This window comes from Alteromonas sp. IB21, from assembly GCF_016405965.1.
GTDB lineage: Bacteria > Pseudomonadota > Gammaproteobacteria > Enterobacterales > Alteromonadaceae > Alteromonas.
Window position 1 is genome coordinate 54411 of record NZ_JAEFCD010000011.1, and the last position, 15955, is coordinate 70365.

Genomic DNA, 15955 nt, shown 5'->3' on the forward strand with positions numbered 1-15955 from the left:
TAACAATTAAAAAGTGTCTGCCTTCTTGGCATATTAAGTTACACCGCCGTAGTTTGTTGGCGCTATCACTTACTTGGTAAAGGGTGGGGCTTGCTGGAACTAACTCAACCGTTCAAGCCACTTTTTCATGAATTTGAATTAAATATTAGATTAGTTCCAATGATTGTTAGTGATAATTGCAAAAAGCTATTAACAATATTGTGATCTTATATTAACTGTGAATTATCAATGTTGCTTATAAATGCGGCGAAACTGTTGCTATAATTGTAAAAAATGCGATAAATGTGCGTAAATGGCGTTTACTTGCATTGAACATAACTACTCACATCCGTAGAATGCCGGCTGCAATTTTCCCCTACTACAATGAGTATCTTATGAAGCAACAGTTTTCCTTACGTGCCTCAGTTTGCCTAGCGCTTGCTACTTTAGCCTCTTCTTCTGCGCTGGCAGCTGGTTTCCAAGTTAACGAACACAGTGCGAACGGCCTAGGCCGCGCCATGGCTGGTCAGGCGGCAAAGCCAGAGAACGCCTCTATCTTAGCAACCAATCCAGCAGCAATTGGTGTATTTAAAGACGCTGAGTTCAGTGCATCAGTCAGCTTTATTGACCCCAATGTAGATATCAATGGTGCAGTTACCTATGACCTCGGCGGCAATACCGTTGGTGGTGATGCTGCGCAAGAAGACAACATTGCTGATACAGCAATTGTCCCTGGTTTCTTCTATGTATCGCCTATCAACGATAAACTGTCTGCAGGTGTTGGCGTTTTCACTACCTATGGCCTTCGTTCAGACTATTCGGATGACTTCGGTGCGCTTCACTTCGCTGACACAGCAGAAGTGAAAACCGTAACGGTAAACCCAGCTGTTTCATATAAATTAAACAAGCAGCTTATGGTTGGCTTTGGTTTGAATATTACGTATGCAGAGGCTGAAATTGGCTCTGGCGTTTCAAACACCCTTGTTGACACATTGGTTGCTTTCGCACCAAGCGCAGACGCGCTAGGCGTTACATTGCCACAGCTTACTACTGGTAATTCATTGTTTAGCATGGAAGGTGATGATATAGGCTTCGGTTGGAACGCAGGTGTTTTCTGGCAGCCAACTGACATGACTAATATCGCGCTTTCATACCGCGCTGAAACAAAACTAGAGCTTGAAGGTGCAGTATCTTCAGAAACGCCTATTTTTCCTATTAATCTTAACCAGCCTGGTAGCCTTGATTTGAATCTTGCTGCTATTACTGAATTAGCGGTTGATCAGAAAATCGATAACCAATGGTCTGTGCAAGCGAGCTTAACGTTTACCGATTGGAGTACGTTCGAAAAGCTTGAAGCCAACCTAGAAGATGGCGTCGATTTCTTAATCAAGGAAGAGAACTTCGATGATTCATGGCGCGCGTCAATTGGCGTGACTTACATTTTGAACGACGAAATCACACTTCGTGCAGGTTATGCTTACGACGATGGAGTAGTTTCGGTAGAGAACCGCTCGCTAAGTATTCCTGATACAGACCGTCACTGGTTCTCTGGTGGTATGACTTACACCATGAGTGAAGACACCTCAGTTGATGTGGCGTACGTATTTATTGATGGCCGCGAAGCTGACATCAACAAAGATAGAACCATCTTAAGCGATGTACTTCCTGGGACTGACTTCACCACTAACTTCACAGGTACTCAGTCAGCGACTGCACATATTCTTAGTGTTCAGCTTAATACCCGTTTCTAATAAGTAACCTTGTTCACAAAAAAATGGCAGCTTTTACGCTGCCATTGTTGTTTAAAGCTCGGTAATTATCTATGCGGACTGCTACAAATAGCTTATCGAAGTGAATAGTGCTAATGCTTAAATTTGAGCAAATAAGCCTTGTAGGCAAGTAATTGCTGCGCTGATTTTAGCAGGGACTAAATCTCGTTTTGGCGTTACTGCATAAACCGTGTAATCAGGTAGCGTCCAATCAACAAAGAGTTGCTTCATATCGCCCGATCTCAGAAGATGTCTTACTTCAGGTTCTGGTAGTACTGCATAACCTAACCCATCTTGCGTAAGCTTGATGAGGGTTTGCATCGAGTTCACATCAATACGCTGAGTGTCGAGTTCATAATCTCTGCCGTCTTTATGAGCCATTACGTAATCTTCAACATGTCGATGAGCAATATAAGCGTGATCAACCAGTTGCTCTGGGCTTGAAAGCTTCGTATTCGCTAGTGGGTGTTCTGCAGATACACACAAAATACGCGCCCATGTAGCTAGCTGTAAGCTACTGAAATTAGTATCGGAAACTGGGGCGAAGCAAAGGACTAAATCGGCGCTCGACGCAATAATATCCTTAGGCTCGTCGGTGACGGTAAGAGAAATCGTTATTTTAGGGAATTCCTCGCAAAGCTTTTTCAACGGCTCACTAAGTAGGCCGCCACCAAAACCTTCTGGCGCAACAATATTAATTTTTCCCGTAGGATCGTCTTGAAGGCTTTCTATCTTTTGCTGAGCAAGCTCTGCGGTTTGTAGCATTTGCTTGCTAGTCTCGTAATAGATGCGTCCCGCTTCGGTTAAGCTCAAACTTCGCGTATTCCGATTGAAAAGGCTCAAACCTATATCATGCTCTAGCTTTCTTAATTGTTGGCTGATAGCAGAGACCGTCATGTGAAGTTCTCGCGCGGCGACACTCATGCTCCCACTGTCTGTCACTGCGGTAAATACCTGAAGAGAGCGAAGTAATTTAGTATTCATGGCGCAGTTTAATCCTTTCCATTGGCCGTAGATTTTGAAGTGGACATTTTTAGCAAATTAATGACGTGAAGGGGCGAAGTCTATCTTATTTAAAAGTTAATGATCGTTTTTCAAGTGATGTTTTACTCAATACTTACATTACTACTTATGGGCTTTACGACGAAGTAAGCAGTTTTAAACTAAATAGTAAAAAGACGGGTAAAGAAGATAGATAGGCTTCTATCCCCGTCCTTTTTACGTACTTTTACATCACCAGTCTTGTGCCATAAGCAGTCAAACTACCGAATGGTCCTAACCATATTAATGGTGTTTGTTGCAAGTTTCACTTCAACAAGGAAAACAATAAGCGCACTGATTAGAAACATCATTGCCAAAATGAACAAAACAATAATGGGTGTTTTAAGGTCAACAACCCAAAGTGACCCGGAAAACAAGGCCATGATTACGGTGCACACCAATAGCCCTGACGCAACGCAAAGACCAATAGCCCAGTTAATGACTTTCACTCTGCGCCACAGTACTTTAATTTCTTTCTTAGAGCGGTCTACAATGTGCGGGTCTGAAAGAGTATGAATTTGTCTTTCTGCTACTCTGACCCGGTCAGAGATGCGCCCCAGTCGTGACGACATGACGTTAAGGAAACCCGCAATACCGGTAAGTAGAAACACAGGTGCCACGGCAAATTCGATAAGTTGTGAAAGGCTAGGTATAAGCGTGTCCAACAATTCCTCCAGAGATCTAGGCAAATTCAAATTTATATGAGGTAAAAAGCGTTTATGCCTCTACCCAATCGTAAACTCATATTTATGGTTTACTTCATTAACACAAAAGCGCAGAACGATATAGGTAGAAGCAAAACCCGTATCTAAAAATTAAAGTAAAAGCAAAGTGTAAGCCAATGCTTATAACAGATAACGGTGGTTTAACTTAGTACTTTGCTTAAGTTTAGCCCTTTTTAACCCATTCAAGACTCGATTAACGGTACAATAGTGTTTACTCCTTACGACACCTTTTCTTTTGCACAAGGATAGATAATGCGCGTTTCCCCATTGGTTCCACTTTCATTATTAACGGTTTCTCTTTCGCCATTGTTAGCTGGGGCGCAGAACATGTTAGAAATAGAAAGAATAGAAACCACCTCTTCTCGTATTCAAGGCAATATAACTGCCTCGGGTTACGCCGTTTCCTCAATTTCAGAGGAAACGCTATCACTGCTCTCTTTCCAACACATTCAAGAGTCGCTCAACTATATTGCTGGAGCTGGCGTTCAGCGAGGGAACGGGCAAGAGTATTTGCCTGCCCTTCGCTCACCTGTTCTTACAGGGGCTGGCGCCTGCGGGGGAATATTAGCAGCGGAAGATGGAATACCGTTACGTGCGGCAGGCTTTTGTAACATTAACGAACTTTTTGAAGCTCATGGCGAAGTGGCACAGCGTATTGATGTCATCAAAGGTCCTGCATCTGCGCTGTATGGCTCAAATGCAATACACGGTGTTATCAACGTCATTACCCCAGATACAACGCGAGGCGATGGGTCGTTGAGTTTTGATTATGGTTCATACGGCTTTCATCGGGTGAAGATCCAAGAAGGTAAAGATTTTGGCTACAGCGGCGTAGGTATTGCGGCTAGCTTAACCCGGGATACGGGTTATAGAGATGACGAAGGTGTAGATCAAGAAAAAGTGTCTTTGCGTTATAGAATAGAAGGGGATAACACTATTATCACTAGCGGCCTGACCTACACACACTTAGACCAAGAAACGGCGGGATATATAGAGGGGTTTGAAAGTTATAGAGACACGGAAATAGCACGAGGTAATCCCAACCCTGAAGCGTTTCGAAAAGCCCGAAGTTTAAGGCTATGGAGCAAATTTGATACAACGTTTGAGGAAGGCCACCGATTATCAGTGACACCCTACATACGCAATCAGGATATGCGTTTTCGTATGCACTTTCTCCCGGGCAAGCCCCTTGAAGAGAACGCTCAAAAAGGCGTGGGCGTGTTGTCACAGTTTAACTATGTGGTGAACGACAGGATATCGTTAGATGTTGGCGTTGATGCGGAATACACCGAGGGAGAGTTAACGCAAGCTCAACAGGGTGCTACCGAAGGTTCAGCGTTTTTAGTCGAAACCATACCTGAGGGTAAACATTACGATTATGACGTAGACGCAACCTTACTCGCGCCGTTTTTCGCGTTGAATTGGCAGGATGATAAGTGGGCGATTCAGTTAGGCGGACGCTTTGAAACTATGCAGTACGACTACGCCAATAACATGAACACAGGTCGTGTACGAGAAGATGGAACTGAGTGTGAATTTGGCGGATGCCGGTACACTCGACCAGCAGACAGTGAGGATAATTATAACAATTTCAGCCCCAAACTCTCATTGCGCTATCAGCTATCCCCCCGAATTCAGCTATTCGGGGGGATAGCTCGCGGTTATCGCGCGCCCCAAGCTACCGAACTCTATCGCTTACAGCGTGCTCAAACGTTGGCTGAACTTGAGTCAGTTACAGCAGATAATGTTGAACTAGGTATTACGGGGCCATTGCTTAAAGGTGGCTATACGCTGTCGTTTTATAGCCTGGAAAAAGACAATGTAATCTACCGCGACAGCGATTTTTTTAACGTTAGCAATGGAGAGACATGGCATCGAGGCGTTGAGCTTACTTTTGACCAGAAGCTGAGTGACAATTTGCGCGTTGATTTTGCGGGGACTTACGCAAGGCATACTTACGAGCACAGTCAACTATCGGGGGAACTCGATATCAAGGGTAACGACATTGATACGGCACCTAATGTTTTATTTAATACCCGTTTAAGCTATGACATTACAGAGGAAATGCAGGCTCAATTGGAATGGCAGCATGTGGCTAGCTATTACACTGACGCTGAAAACCTTAATGAGTATGACGGTCATGACTTAATCCATGCGCGAGTAAGCTGGGGGTTAACACATAGCATTACCCTATATGCGCGCATCAACAATATGCTTAACACTGAGTACGCTGAGCGCGCAGATTTTACAAGTTTTTCAGGCCCACGCTACTTCCCTGGTAGACCCCGCAATTTTATGTTTTCCGCATCATTTATGTTGTAACGCCAAATAAGCTTTATAAATAAGTAACTATTAATCTTGAAAATACAGACTATGGCCGCGATTAGCTTGTGCCTATAAAGCTTCGGGCGTAGTCTGTAATAATCGGCATGGGTCGCAGTCACGCCATATATAACGCTTTATTGTACATACGAAGCAGGCGATATACATGGAATGATTGTTAATAGGTATACCCATGCAAAAAATAGTAATTGTTGGTGGCGGTGCTGGAGGCCTCGAGTTAGCCAGTCGCTTAAGCCGCACCCTCGGGAGAAAAAAGCAAGCCGAAATCACCCTTGTCGACCGCAGTCGAACTCATATATGGAAGCCGCTACTTCATGAAGTGGCCGCCGGTGTAATAGATAAACATTCAGACGGCGTGGACTATGCAATCCATGCTGCGGCTCACCATTATCGCTTTCAACTCGGTGAAATGTGCTCGCTTAATGCGCAAGAGCAAACCATAACCTTATCGCCACTGATTGACGATGAAGGCACACAGGTCTTGCCCGAACGTGAGATACACTATGATCAGCTGGTGCTAGCTATTGGAAGTGTAAGCAACGATTTTGGTACACCGGGTGTGGCAGACCATTGCTATTTTCTCGACTCTCTAAAGCAAGCCGAGCGCTTTCACCGCGCGCTGCTCAATCAGCTTATTCGCATAAACCAGCAAGAAGACAAAGATGCAAGAATTGATGTTGCCATTGTGGGAGCGGGTGCCACGGGTACTGAACTTGCTGCTCAACTTCACCATGTGGCTAACTTGTCGAAAGCCTATGGAATGCCTGATATGTCCGCATCACGATTGAAAATTACGATCGTAGAGGCCGGCGAGCGTATATTGCCTGCATTGCCAGAGCGCATTGCTAATTCAGCCAGAAAAGCGCTACACAAGTTGGGTGTAGATATAAAAGAGCAAACCATGGTTGCTGAGGCAGATTCAAAAGGATTAATCACCAAAGACGGCAGCCGTATTGATGCTGACCTAATGGTATGGGCTGCCGGGGTTAAAGCCCCCGACTTTATTACGAAATTAGATTTGTTTGAAACCAATCGCGCCAATCAAATTTTAGTTGATAAGCAACTGCGAAGCTCTACGCATAAGAATATATGGGTACTAGGCGACTGCTGCGGTTTCCAGCAAGACAATGGTAAATGGGTGCCACCCCGTGCCCAGTCGGCGCATCAAATGGCCGATATCGTCGCTCATAATATAACATCGTTATTTAATCAAAAAGAGACCAAAGATTTTACGTATCAAGATTACGGCTCGCTGGTTCATTTGAGCAAGTACAGTACAGTGGGAAGCTTAATGGGCTCGCTATCAAATAGCAGTATGTTTATCGAAGGGCGCTTAGCAAAGCTGGTTTATGTTTCTCTGTACAACATGCACCAGTTTGCGGTCCATGGGAAAATAAAAGGGGCGCTTAAGCTCATTGTGAAAAAGTTGAGCCAGGCGATAAGCCCAAAACTGAAACTGCACTAAGCGCTATACAGCGATAAGCCCCGAAATGTGATTCCTCCCAGGGTTTAAGTAGCAAAACTCTGGGGCCTTGTTCACTAGGGGCTTTCGTTTACTTCAAAAAATGTCTACACGATCTATTACTGCTTCACACCTTCAACATGAAGTTCAAGTTCTACGGTTTGCGACGCCGGACCTAAGTCATAGTCGATACCATAGTCTTTGAGGGCAATAATGGTGGTGCCCATAAAGCCAGCGCGATAGCCGCCCCAAGGATCTTGACCTTCACCAATTTTTTTAGCTTCAATAGTAATGGGTTTTGTCACGCCGTGTAGCGTGAAGTCACCGATCACATCCATCATGCCATTGCCTTTATCAACAATCTTCGTACTTACAAATTTTGCTTGGGGAAAGTCGTCCACATTCAAAAAGTCGTCGCTTTTTAGGTGCTTGTCACGTTCTGCATGGTTGGAGTCGATACTGTCTGTATCAATAGACACCATGATTTTTGCTGCACTTGGTGAGCTATCATCGTAGCTAAAAGTGCCTTTGAAATCATTAAAGCGACCCGCAAGCCATGAATAACCTAAATGCTGAATTTTAAAATTGATAGATGCGTGTGCGCCCTTACTATCAATTACATAATCTGCGGCCTGAGCAGTACTTAAAGACAGCGCAGCGGCTAGGGCAAGTGTTAACTTCTTCATAATCTCTCCTGTTTCCTTAATGTCATCGAAGCCGTAACATCTGCTTCAGTGTATCGTCTTTGCTAATAAAGTGGTGTTTTAAGGCGGCCAGCGTATGAACTACCGCTAATATAATAACGGACCATGCAATATAAAAATGTGCATCTCCGGCACGATCTTCTTGGTTGTTAAATAGTTCGCCAACGGCAGGAACTGCAAACCAGTTAAATACATCGATGGCTCTTCCGTCGGCGGTTGAAATCAAATAGCCACTGGCAAACAGCGCAATCATTAACGTATATAGAAGTATGTGGCCTAGGTGACTCAGTTTCTTTTCCGTGGCTGTACCAAATGAGGGAGGACGTGAAATAAAAGCCCGAGTGACTAAACGAAGTAAAGTGATGGCTAGCAAGAGCAAGCCAACACTCTTATGCCAATGAGGAGCGGTTTTATACCAGTCGCTGTAATAGGTAAGGTCGACCATCCACAAGCCAGATGCAAACATACCAATTACAGTTAATGCGCTTATCCAATGAAAAAATACAATAAGTCGGGGCCACCTAGATTTCATTTCATTTCCATATAACGAAAGTTGTCACTAGTGTAATTCCAATTTCTTCGATCAAACATCACTTTTAACGAGAGCATTTGTTCTTTTTTATAGAATAAAGAATGCCGTAGGCGACCACAGCGACGACTCATAATTTACTAAATTCAAATATTGTGTCGTTTAATGGAGGATAAAATGCGCCAAGCGCCTCTATTAAACGTGCAAAATACACTTATAGTTTAAACAGGGAGCCACAAAGGTGGCTGACCACCCATAGAACTAGTCTTTACAGTTGAGGTTTCACGCTTTGCGCGTTTCATACGTTTTGTTGGCAGTCATATTGCCAGCGCTATTTTCATCACTGGTTACCGTCTCTGCATTGGGAGAGAGTCGAGGTGTGCAAAATAGTGTCAACGAGTTCAGCAAAACCACAGCATTAGCAACCCTTGCTGAAGAGTGGGAACGGTCAGTTCATGATGTTGATGACGACCTGGATGACGGTTTAGCGTCTCTCTACATTAATGTCAGCGTAGAAAAGTATGTTTTTTGCACTGGCAACATTGCTGATGCAAAATCGTACGCAAGGCTGCGCGCTAACATCATACGAGGACCCCCTTCTTATACTTAATCACTTTTAAAAAAAACTATTTTTATTTTTGATTAGGAGAGAAGGTATGCACGCCTTAAATCTATACAAAACCGAAGCTATCGACACGTTGGCATGGCCGGTTATTGAAAACACCATTACTCTAAACTCGTCTGCAATGGCGGTATTTACTGACTTCAAACAACACTTGCCGCACGTTATTGATGGGCGCACTCCGGCCACTAAAGTTGAATCCATTATGCGCCAATCTCACGTGCGAATGATGCTTGTGGTTAATAGTCATAACCGTTTTGTTGGTATTGTTACAAGTCACGATGTTGGCGAGCAGAGTATTATCAAGCGCCTTAGTGAGCTTAAAATAAACCGCGATGAATTGACCGTTTATGACTTCATGCGCCCGAAGACGTCTTTAATGTCTTTCGACTTTACCGAGCTCACTCACTCATCGGTGGGAGATGTGATTGAAACGCTGAAAGACTATGGTCAGCATCACTGTCTTGTCATGGACAGGGATAGTCATGAAATTCGCGGCGTAATTAGCGTCAGTGATATTGCTAGAGAGTTGCGCTTACCTCTTGATATTCAGGGACGCCCGACGTTTGCAGAACTTATCACTATTCTTGCTGCTTAATTTTTAATTCCGCCAATTTTGAACCATACTTTCACTGCGCATTGTCATTTAGCAATGCGCAGTGAAAAACGTATATAGGTATATCCCTAATCTGTAAATCGTGACAAAAGGCAAGTAGTTTTATGCAGTATGCTCATGGCGAATTTATCGTTACTCGATGTGGAAGCGCGATTGTTACGCAGGCTTATGGTCCTTGGAATAGAGAGTGTGTCACACTCTTTGCAAAGGACTATCGTGAGAAAGCTGAGAGCCTATTTGGTCAGACTTGGTGTAATATCGTTTGCGTATCTGGAGAGTCGCTGCTTGTACCTGACGCAGAGGCTTCACTTCGCGAGCGTACGGCTGCTATGCATCCACTCGGCCTTACTCACATTGCTTTAGTGATGGGAGATTCCAGCGTGAAAGCGACCACGACAGCTCAACTTAAACGTGTGTATCGAGATCTTAATATTGATACTTTTTTTGTAAATGTGCTTACCCAAGCTGTTGAATGGTTAACAGAGAAAGGTTTTTCAATTGAACAAGAAGGCATTTCTGATCATCTAAAGAGAGTGGCTTTAAAATAGCAGAATAAAATTGGTACGCATTTCGCAACTAACCATTACACAAACGTTACATTGTGCATTTAAACGAGGCGATACCATGAACAGATCATTATTTCCAACCAGTGTTGTGACAAAAGCATTTACATGGGCATACCAGGAACTGGGTTTGAGTATCAAGCAAGCTTCTGAAATATTAGGTATTTCTCCGTCTTCTCTTGCTCAAACTACGCTATTAGGTTTTGAAAGCGGAACAATAGAGTATCGTAAGCAGCTTGCGTTCATTCGTATGTACCATTTACTCATTACATTGTCAGAAGGGGACACTGAACAAATGAAGGTGTGGTTCACTAGCTACAATGTAAGCCTTGAGATGTCACCACTAAACATGTGCAAAGAATATGACGGCGTTGAGCGAGTGGCTGATCAGCTACGCAAATTAAAGCAATCTTACTCGGGAGGCGAGAGTGCACTGGCCATCGTTGAATTTGCCCATCAAGAAAGGGACGTCAGGAAAGGAGCAAGTGTTCACTAGCCTTTAAGCGATATTCCTAGCGTCGATAGCGCAGATGAAGTCTGCACAAGCCTGAACTTGTGTTACGGGGATCATATGACCTGCATTAGGAATAATATTGCTTTTAGCACTTGGAATCGCTTTAGTAATGGTGTTTATGTGGTCGGCAGGCTTTAGTATCACATCATTTTCACCGTACAGTATACCTACTGGGCAAGCGATTTCGCTGTATCTAGATTGTTGCCTAAATAAACTGCCCTGCGCAGACACTGTATCCCTGCTACCTTCATAGAAGCTACGCGAATGAAGCGCCAAAATGCCCCCTCCATCCACTGAGAATGAAGGCGGAACTGCCTCGGGATGAAATATTTGTGCACTTTGCTTTCGGCCAAATCTTGCTCTTAACGGACTTGAAATGGTTTTTGACACACTCTTTCGCACGAACTCGTTAGGTATATAAAGCACGGATAAAGGGCCCGCGCCACTCTGTAAAGGCGTAGTGAGTGGACACAGAAGCGAGACTGACGTAATTTTTTCCGGCGCATCGATAGCCATTCGTAGCGCAATCCCTCCACCCATTGAATGTCCAGCAACACTCGCACTTACAATGTTTTCTTTGTGCATCCACTCCAAAATCATTTTACTCTGTTGTTCAAAACTTGCTGAAGTGCCTTTGTAGCGTGTGGAGAATCCGCTGCCAGGCCGGTCAATAGAGTAAACCGTATAGCGGTCGGCGAGCGTTTTTGCTAACGCATTAAAATTGTTACTATTGCCTAGTAAACCGTGAATAAGTATCAGGGCAGGTCCATTGCCTTGTTTTTGCCAGTGAATGATTCCACCGGACACAGTAGTGAGTTTTCCAGTTGGTGTGAATATTGATTCAATGTTGTTGTCCATTTTTGTAGTAAACCAAATCAGTCCAACAAAGATAGAAATTACGAATACCAGAACAACAATCATGTAGCGCTTCCTGTTTAAGAGTGAAATTTAACCTAGCGGTTAACTCTATAATGGTCAAGTAAGCCTTGGTGATGATGACTTATAGTTTAGATGCATACGGTTATGCATTGCTATAAAAAGCGAGTGATAATTAGGAATTAAGATGGAATTACAAATAACGCGAAGTATCACAATAGATGATAGTGAAGCGGATTTACAAGCTATTCGAGCGCAGGGCAGTGGAGGGCAAAATGTTAATAAAGTTAGCAGTGCCATCCATTTACGATTTGATATTTATAGTTCTTCTTTGCCTGAAAGGTTAAAAGAGAAATTACTTCAGTTAAACGACAAGCGGGTTACAAATGAAGGCGTATTTGTATTAAAAGCGCAGAATTACCGTACTCAAGAGCAAAATAGAGAAGATGCGTTGGCGCGACTTGTCGCTTGGATAAAAGCAGCAACGATTGAGCAAAAGCCGCGTATAAAAACCAAGGTAAGCCGAGCGGCAAAAGCACGTCGGGTTGATGTAAAAAAACAACAGGGCGTTAAAAAATCTATGCGTAAGAAAGTGGAATTTTAATCAAAACTAATCTAAAGTATGAGGCTCACAAAAGGTCATTTCGCAAGACAACGGAAAATTCTTACAACAATAAATGAATGTGTCTTGTGTTTATGCTAAATATTGGAACTTAGGGAAGCATACAAAGTGACGCGTTCGAACGTTATTCCTATGGTGCTATTTGCAGCCATAGTGGTTTCGCTTGGGATTAACACACCGCAAGCCGCAAACGAGATCATCGCTCGGTTGTTCAATACATCTATTTCAAATTCCGAACTTCAGCCATCACAGGCTGACGTCGATCGTTTTCAGTCTATTTTGACTGATAAGTCGGAAAAAGAAGTCCGCTCTATACTCGCTCAGCGCGCATTGGGTAATAAAATTACAGAATCTGTACTTTCTGACTTTGCACATAAAAATGATATAGAACCTGATGATGGAGAGGTTCAGTCAGCTTATTCGGTTATTAAGCAGTGGACCGTTGAATTAGATGATAACAGCGAGTTTCAAGGTGAAGAAATTGAGCGCTATCGTCTAGCTATGGCCCACGGTATGGCGAAAAGCTGGAAAGTTTCTAAAGCCTTGTACGAGGCGTATGGTGGCGACGTGGTTTTTCAGCAAGATAACCCGTTAACGCCGGTGGGCGCATACCAACAATTGTTTGAGCAATACCGCGAAAAGGGTGAGTTTGTTATCTATGATCCTGTATTCAAAGCGGCGTTTTGGAGTTCAGTTAAAATGAAATACGCCAAAACTTACGACCCGGATAATATTGATTTCTCACTTCCTTGGTGGGAAAAGAGCATGACTGCTGCAGAAAAATAAAAGTTCATAGTCTAAGGGCGACCAAATCGACCCTTATTCCTTGCACATTAGGAAGGGCCGCAACAGTTGTTGCGGCCCTTTAGTATCTACTGTCAAAACTAAATAGCACCCGCTATAACGCAAAACAACGGGTTAGCTTCGAGTGTATTTCGCAGACGAAGAGATTAATTGAAATATGCGTCCACTTCTTTTTCAGCTTCATCGCGGCTTTTACCGTATTCTTGCTGAATTTTACCTACTAGTTCTTCACGGCGACCGTCAATAACATCTAGGTCGTCATCAGTAAGCTTGCCCCATTTTTGTTGCACCTTACCTTTCATCTCTTTCCAATTACCTTCAATACGATCATTGTTCATAACGTGCTCTCCTTATCTAAACAATTGGTAAAAAACTGGTCATAGAAAACCTGCCAGTTACTTTAACTGCAGCAAGTCACATTCCAATATGTAGGCTTATGAAAAATATAGTTTTTTAATCAATTGGAGGGTGGAAGCTATAGTAGTTTTATGCAGGATTTACAACGCATTGCAAACCCTACATGGGGCGAGACTAGTTTAATGTCTTGGCAAAAGCGTCGCTATCCTGCTTTTTATCTATCTTATGCTGATCTTCACTGCGACCTTTTTTCCAGTAGCTACTAATATAGATATGCTCATGAGCCACGTTCTTATCATCTTTGAGCCAGCTTCTTATTGCTCTCATATCTGAAAACTCGCATGCTATCCATATGCTAGGCGTGCCGTCTAGCCAATTGAGCTCTGCAAGACACGTTGGGAGTGATTGCGTATGTTCCCATATTACGGTGACGCCTTCAGGTTTACTAAGCGCAACCTTATCGTTTTCATCTTCAATTTGGATGACGGCGTACCCTTTTGCGTTGGATGGAAGTTCGGCAAGATGGTTTCGAATGCTCGGCAGTGCGGTCATATCGCCTGCGAGTAAAACCCAGTCATAGTGGTCGTTTAGGCCTTTGCTAGTGCCAGGGCCTGCCAACGTAATGGTATCTCCAGGCTGGGTTGAAACAGCCCATGCTGAGGCTGGGCCAGTAATACCATTGTCGGCATGTACAACCATATCAATTACCATTTCTGGCTTTGTCGCGTCAAAGCTGGCAACGGTGTAAGTACGCATGGCAACTTTACTCATTTCTGTAGGGCGCGGTAATGGGTTCCCGTCAAGATCGAACATAAGCTTTACATACGCGCCCGCTGATACAGAAGGAAAGGTGCGCAAGTCGTCACCACCTAAATAAATCCGTTGCATGGTAGGGGTTATACGAATAGATTTTGTAACTGTAGCTTGGCGTGGTTGCGGTTTAGCCATTCACTTCTCCTTTAAACTAGAACAGTTATTTTATTTGCTAATAATTCTCATTACTATTTCTAAAGATGGAACGAAAAAGAACATTAAGTTCGGGTTTATCGATTGATAGAGGGAAATGCTAATAGGCTTGGGAGTAAACTCGAGACAAAGAAAAAGGGGCATGAAGCCCCTTAAAAAACCACAACATAACTTGGAAAACACATTTACACACCACAAAGACGCACACTCAACGACTTCATGTACTTAGTAAGATAGCCTAAATTACAAAAGGTTCCGCTTTTTTAAAAATAAAAGGTAAAAATTTAAATACCTTATTATTGGGCCTTTCTAAATGTGTAACTTTGGACGTTTTAGTCACGTGTTTTGGCCTGTTTTCTTCACCTGGTGAAGCGTTATGAAAATAATGCCAGTGGTGACAGCGAGCAGTGCTGATGCGGTTGCAAAGGGAAGGGCGATATTGTATTGATAAATCAACGCGGCGAGCGGAGGCCCCACAATGTAGCCCATGCCTAATCCCATTAGCGCCATTGCTACATATAAAACAAACAGTGATGTTTGCAGGAATAAGAGCAGATAGGCCAATCCTAGAAGTGGTAACGCAATCATTGTCATGGACTCTTTACTTACGCGGCCTTTCTGAACCCATCCAAATTGAGCGATGAGTGATGCAGCTGCACTCACCATCATGGCAAAGCCAACTTGTCTAGCTGCTTCCACGGGCGTGTAGTGATAAAAATCAATAAAGAAAAAACCTAATGTTTGCTGCATCATAGCCATAGCGCAAAAAACACATATGCAAGCGCCAACAAATACGTACGGTGTTCTCGTCTTAGAAGGCGTGTCTGTATTCACGGATTGCGTGGCGTGTTGTTGAGACGATGGCGCGAGGACAGGTAGCTTAAAGTACACCAGTGTTACGGCCAATAAGGTGAGTATTACAATACTAAAAAGCGGCGCGAGCAAGCCGAAGCCCACGAGTAAACCTGCGTAGGCAGGCCCGATGATTTGACCTACATTACTTGCCGATGTCACTTTGCTTATTGCGCTTACTCGCCCTTGTGTCGAACTTATTGCAACGGCATAACCTACCGCTGAGGGTGGTGTAGCTGACATAATAGTTGACTGCATACTGCGGCTAATCAGTAAGGCCAGGAATAAATTAGTTCCGCTGATAATACCGGAAAAGCCAGCCATCCATGCGCTCGCAAAGACAAAGGTTCCTGCGCTATAGCCAGCCAAGCCCACCATAAGAATGCGTTTAAACCCAGCGTGCTTTGCTACTTTACTCCACACATTAGTGCCTATCGCGAATATCAGCGCAGAGCTAGACATTATTGTCGCAATATGGAATTCAGAAAGGTTGGCCTGTCGCCCCATAGAAGGAAGTGTAGTGAGCATAACACTTTGGCCAACAGACGTTGCAAGCAGAGCGCAGAAAAGAATTCTAAACACGGTGGTAGAAGCAGAAGACGAAAGCACAG

General features: G+C 43.7%; 17 protein-coding genes. 9 read left to right on the plus strand and 8 right to left on the minus strand.

What is annotated here, in order from left to right; translation table 11 throughout:
• Nucleotides 1–374: 374 nt before the first annotated feature.
• Nucleotides 375–1730 carry an OmpP1/FadL family transporter gene (locus JC525_RS09485; protein ID WP_198815619.1) on the plus strand — a complete coding sequence of 452 codons (1356 nt, stop codon included), beginning with the start codon at nt 375–377 and terminating at the stop codon, nt 1728–1730.
• Nucleotides 1731–1847: 117 nt separating this feature from the next.
• Here the strand turns inward: JC525_RS09485 and JC525_RS09490 are convergent, their stop codons facing one another.
• Both JC525_RS09490 and JC525_RS09495 read right to left on the minus strand, forming a co-directional pair.
• Nucleotides 1848–2732 carry a LysR family transcriptional regulator gene (locus tag JC525_RS09490; RefSeq protein ID WP_198815620.1) on the minus strand — a complete coding sequence of 295 codons (885 nt, stop codon included), beginning with the start codon at nt 2730–2732 and terminating at the stop codon, nt 1848–1850.
• Nucleotides 2733–3010: 278 nt separating this feature from the next.
• Nucleotides 3011–3454, minus strand: coding sequence for a DUF2721 domain-containing protein (locus tag JC525_RS09495; RefSeq protein WP_198815621.1), 444 nt, complete (start codon nt 3452–3454; stop codon nt 3011–3013).
• Between the two features lie 312 nt (nt 3455–3766).
• Between JC525_RS09495 and JC525_RS09500 the strand changes: the two genes are divergently transcribed.
• Together JC525_RS09500 and JC525_RS09505 are read left to right on the plus strand one after the other, a co-directional pair.
• Nucleotides 3767–5836, plus strand: coding sequence for a TonB-dependent receptor (locus JC525_RS09500; RefSeq protein WP_198815622.1), 2070 nt, complete (start codon nt 3767–3769; stop codon nt 5834–5836).
• Nucleotides 5837–6029: 193 nt separating this feature from the next.
• The gene (locus JC525_RS09505; protein ID WP_198815623.1) at nt 6030–7322 is read left to right on the plus strand and encodes an NAD(P)/FAD-dependent oxidoreductase; all 1293 of its coding nucleotides are present in this window, start codon (nt 6030–6032) and stop codon (nt 7320–7322) included.
• Between the two features lie 116 nt (nt 7323–7438).
• Here JC525_RS09505 and JC525_RS09510 read toward each other — a convergent pair whose 3' ends face one another.
• Together JC525_RS09510 and JC525_RS09515 are read right to left on the minus strand one after the other, a co-directional pair.
• Entirely contained in the window at nt 7439–8005 is a 567-nt protein-coding gene (locus JC525_RS09510; RefSeq protein WP_198815624.1) for a YceI family protein, read from the minus strand.
• A gap of 22 nt (nt 8006–8027) precedes the next feature.
• On the minus strand, nt 8028–8555 hold the full coding sequence (locus JC525_RS09515; RefSeq protein WP_198815625.1) for a cytochrome b: 528 nt from the start codon (nt 8553–8555) through the stop codon (nt 8028–8030).
• Nucleotides 8556–8841: 286 nt separating this feature from the next.
• Between JC525_RS09515 and JC525_RS09520 the strand changes: the two genes are divergently transcribed.
• From JC525_RS09520 to JC525_RS09535, 4 genes are all read left to right on the plus strand, one after another.
• Nucleotides 8842–9162 carry a hypothetical protein gene (locus JC525_RS09520; protein WP_233095091.1) on the plus strand — a complete coding sequence of 107 codons (321 nt, stop codon included), beginning with the start codon at nt 8842–8844 and terminating at the stop codon, nt 9160–9162.
• Between the two features lie 46 nt (nt 9163–9208).
• Entirely contained in the window at nt 9209–9772 is a 564-nt protein-coding gene (locus JC525_RS09525) for a CBS domain-containing protein (protein WP_198815626.1), read from the plus strand.
• A 122-nt stretch (nt 9773–9894) separates the two neighbouring features.
• Nucleotides 9895–10338 (plus strand): hypothetical protein, encoded by a 444-nt coding sequence (locus JC525_RS09530; RefSeq protein ID WP_198815627.1) that lies wholly within the window; start codon nt 9895–9897, stop codon nt 10336–10338.
• Nucleotides 10339–10414: 76 nt separating this feature from the next.
• The gene (locus JC525_RS09535) at nt 10415–10849 is read left to right on the plus strand and encodes a hypothetical protein (RefSeq protein WP_198815628.1); all 435 of its coding nucleotides are present in this window, start codon (nt 10415–10417) and stop codon (nt 10847–10849) included.
• A 3-nt stretch (nt 10850–10852) separates the two neighbouring features.
• Here JC525_RS09535 and JC525_RS09540 read toward each other — a convergent pair whose 3' ends face one another.
• Nucleotides 10853–11788, minus strand: a complete 936-nt coding sequence (locus tag JC525_RS09540) for an alpha/beta fold hydrolase (RefSeq protein ID WP_198815629.1) — start codon at nt 11786–11788, stop codon at nt 10853–10855.
• Between the two features lie 142 nt (nt 11789–11930).
• Here JC525_RS09540 and arfB point away from each other — a divergent pair, with 142 nt between their 5' ends.
• Nucleotides 11931–12347, plus strand: a complete 417-nt coding sequence (gene arfB / locus JC525_RS09545; protein WP_198815630.1) for an alternative ribosome rescue aminoacyl-tRNA hydrolase ArfB — start codon at nt 11931–11933, stop codon at nt 12345–12347.
• 126 nt (nt 12348–12473) lie between these two features.
• Nucleotides 12474–13151: a SurA N-terminal domain-containing protein gene (locus JC525_RS09550; protein WP_198815631.1), complete on the plus strand. Its 678-nt coding sequence runs from the start codon at nt 12474–12476 to the stop codon at nt 13149–13151.
• Nucleotides 13152–13315: 164 nt separating this feature from the next.
• Here JC525_RS09550 and JC525_RS09555 read toward each other — a convergent pair whose 3' ends face one another.
• From JC525_RS09555 to JC525_RS09565, 3 genes are all read right to left on the minus strand, one after another.
• Entirely contained in the window at nt 13316–13507 is a 192-nt protein-coding gene (locus JC525_RS09555) for a CsbD family protein (RefSeq protein ID WP_012519989.1), read from the minus strand.
• A 193-nt stretch (nt 13508–13700) separates the two neighbouring features.
• On the minus strand, nt 13701–14474 hold the full coding sequence (locus tag JC525_RS09560) for a siderophore-interacting protein (protein WP_198815632.1): 774 nt from the start codon (nt 14472–14474) through the stop codon (nt 13701–13703).
• Nucleotides 14475–14828: 354 nt separating this feature from the next.
• On the minus strand, nt 14829–15953 hold the full coding sequence (locus tag JC525_RS09565) for an MFS transporter (protein ID WP_198815633.1): 1125 nt from the start codon (nt 15951–15953) through the stop codon (nt 14829–14831).
• Nucleotides 15954–15955 lie beyond the last annotated feature (2 nt).

Excerpts from the sequence above, each read along its gene's own strand:
- JC525_RS09485 (WP_198815619.1), top strand. The coding sequence starts at position 375 with ATGAAGCAACAGTTTTCCTTACGTGCCTCAGTTTGCCTAGCGCTTGCT.
- JC525_RS09555 (WP_012519989.1), bottom strand. The coding sequence starts at position 13,507 with ATGAACAATGATCGTATTGAAGGTAATTGGAAAGAGATGAAAGGTAAG.
- JC525_RS09560 (WP_198815632.1), bottom strand. The coding sequence starts at position 14,474 with ATGGCTAAACCGCAACCACGCCAAGCTACAGTTACAAAATCTATTCGT.
- JC525_RS09515 (WP_198815625.1), bottom strand. The coding sequence starts at position 8,555 with ATGAAATCTAGGTGGCCCCGACTTATTGTATTTTTTCATTGGATAAGC.
- JC525_RS09510 (WP_198815624.1), bottom strand. The coding sequence starts at position 8,005 with ATGAAGAAGTTAACACTTGCCCTAGCCGCTGCGCTGTCTTTAAGTACT.
- JC525_RS09525 (WP_198815626.1), top strand. The coding sequence starts at position 9,209 with ATGCACGCCTTAAATCTATACAAAACCGAAGCTATCGACACGTTGGCA.
- JC525_RS09490 (WP_198815620.1), bottom strand. The coding sequence starts at position 2,732 with ATGAATACTAAATTACTTCGCTCTCTTCAGGTATTTACCGCAGTGACA.
- JC525_RS09540 (WP_198815629.1), bottom strand. The coding sequence starts at position 11,788 with ATGATTGTTGTTCTGGTATTCGTAATTTCTATCTTTGTTGGACTGATT.
- JC525_RS09530 (WP_198815627.1), top strand. The coding sequence starts at position 9,895 with ATGCAGTATGCTCATGGCGAATTTATCGTTACTCGATGTGGAAGCGCG.
- JC525_RS09500 (WP_198815622.1), top strand. The coding sequence starts at position 3,767 with ATGCGCGTTTCCCCATTGGTTCCACTTTCATTATTAACGGTTTCTCTT.
- JC525_RS09535 (WP_198815628.1), top strand. The coding sequence starts at position 10,415 with ATGAACAGATCATTATTTCCAACCAGTGTTGTGACAAAAGCATTTACA.
- JC525_RS09505 (WP_198815623.1), top strand. The coding sequence starts at position 6,030 with ATGCAAAAAATAGTAATTGTTGGTGGCGGTGCTGGAGGCCTCGAGTTA.
- arfB (WP_198815630.1), top strand. The coding sequence starts at position 11,931 with ATGGAATTACAAATAACGCGAAGTATCACAATAGATGATAGTGAAGCG.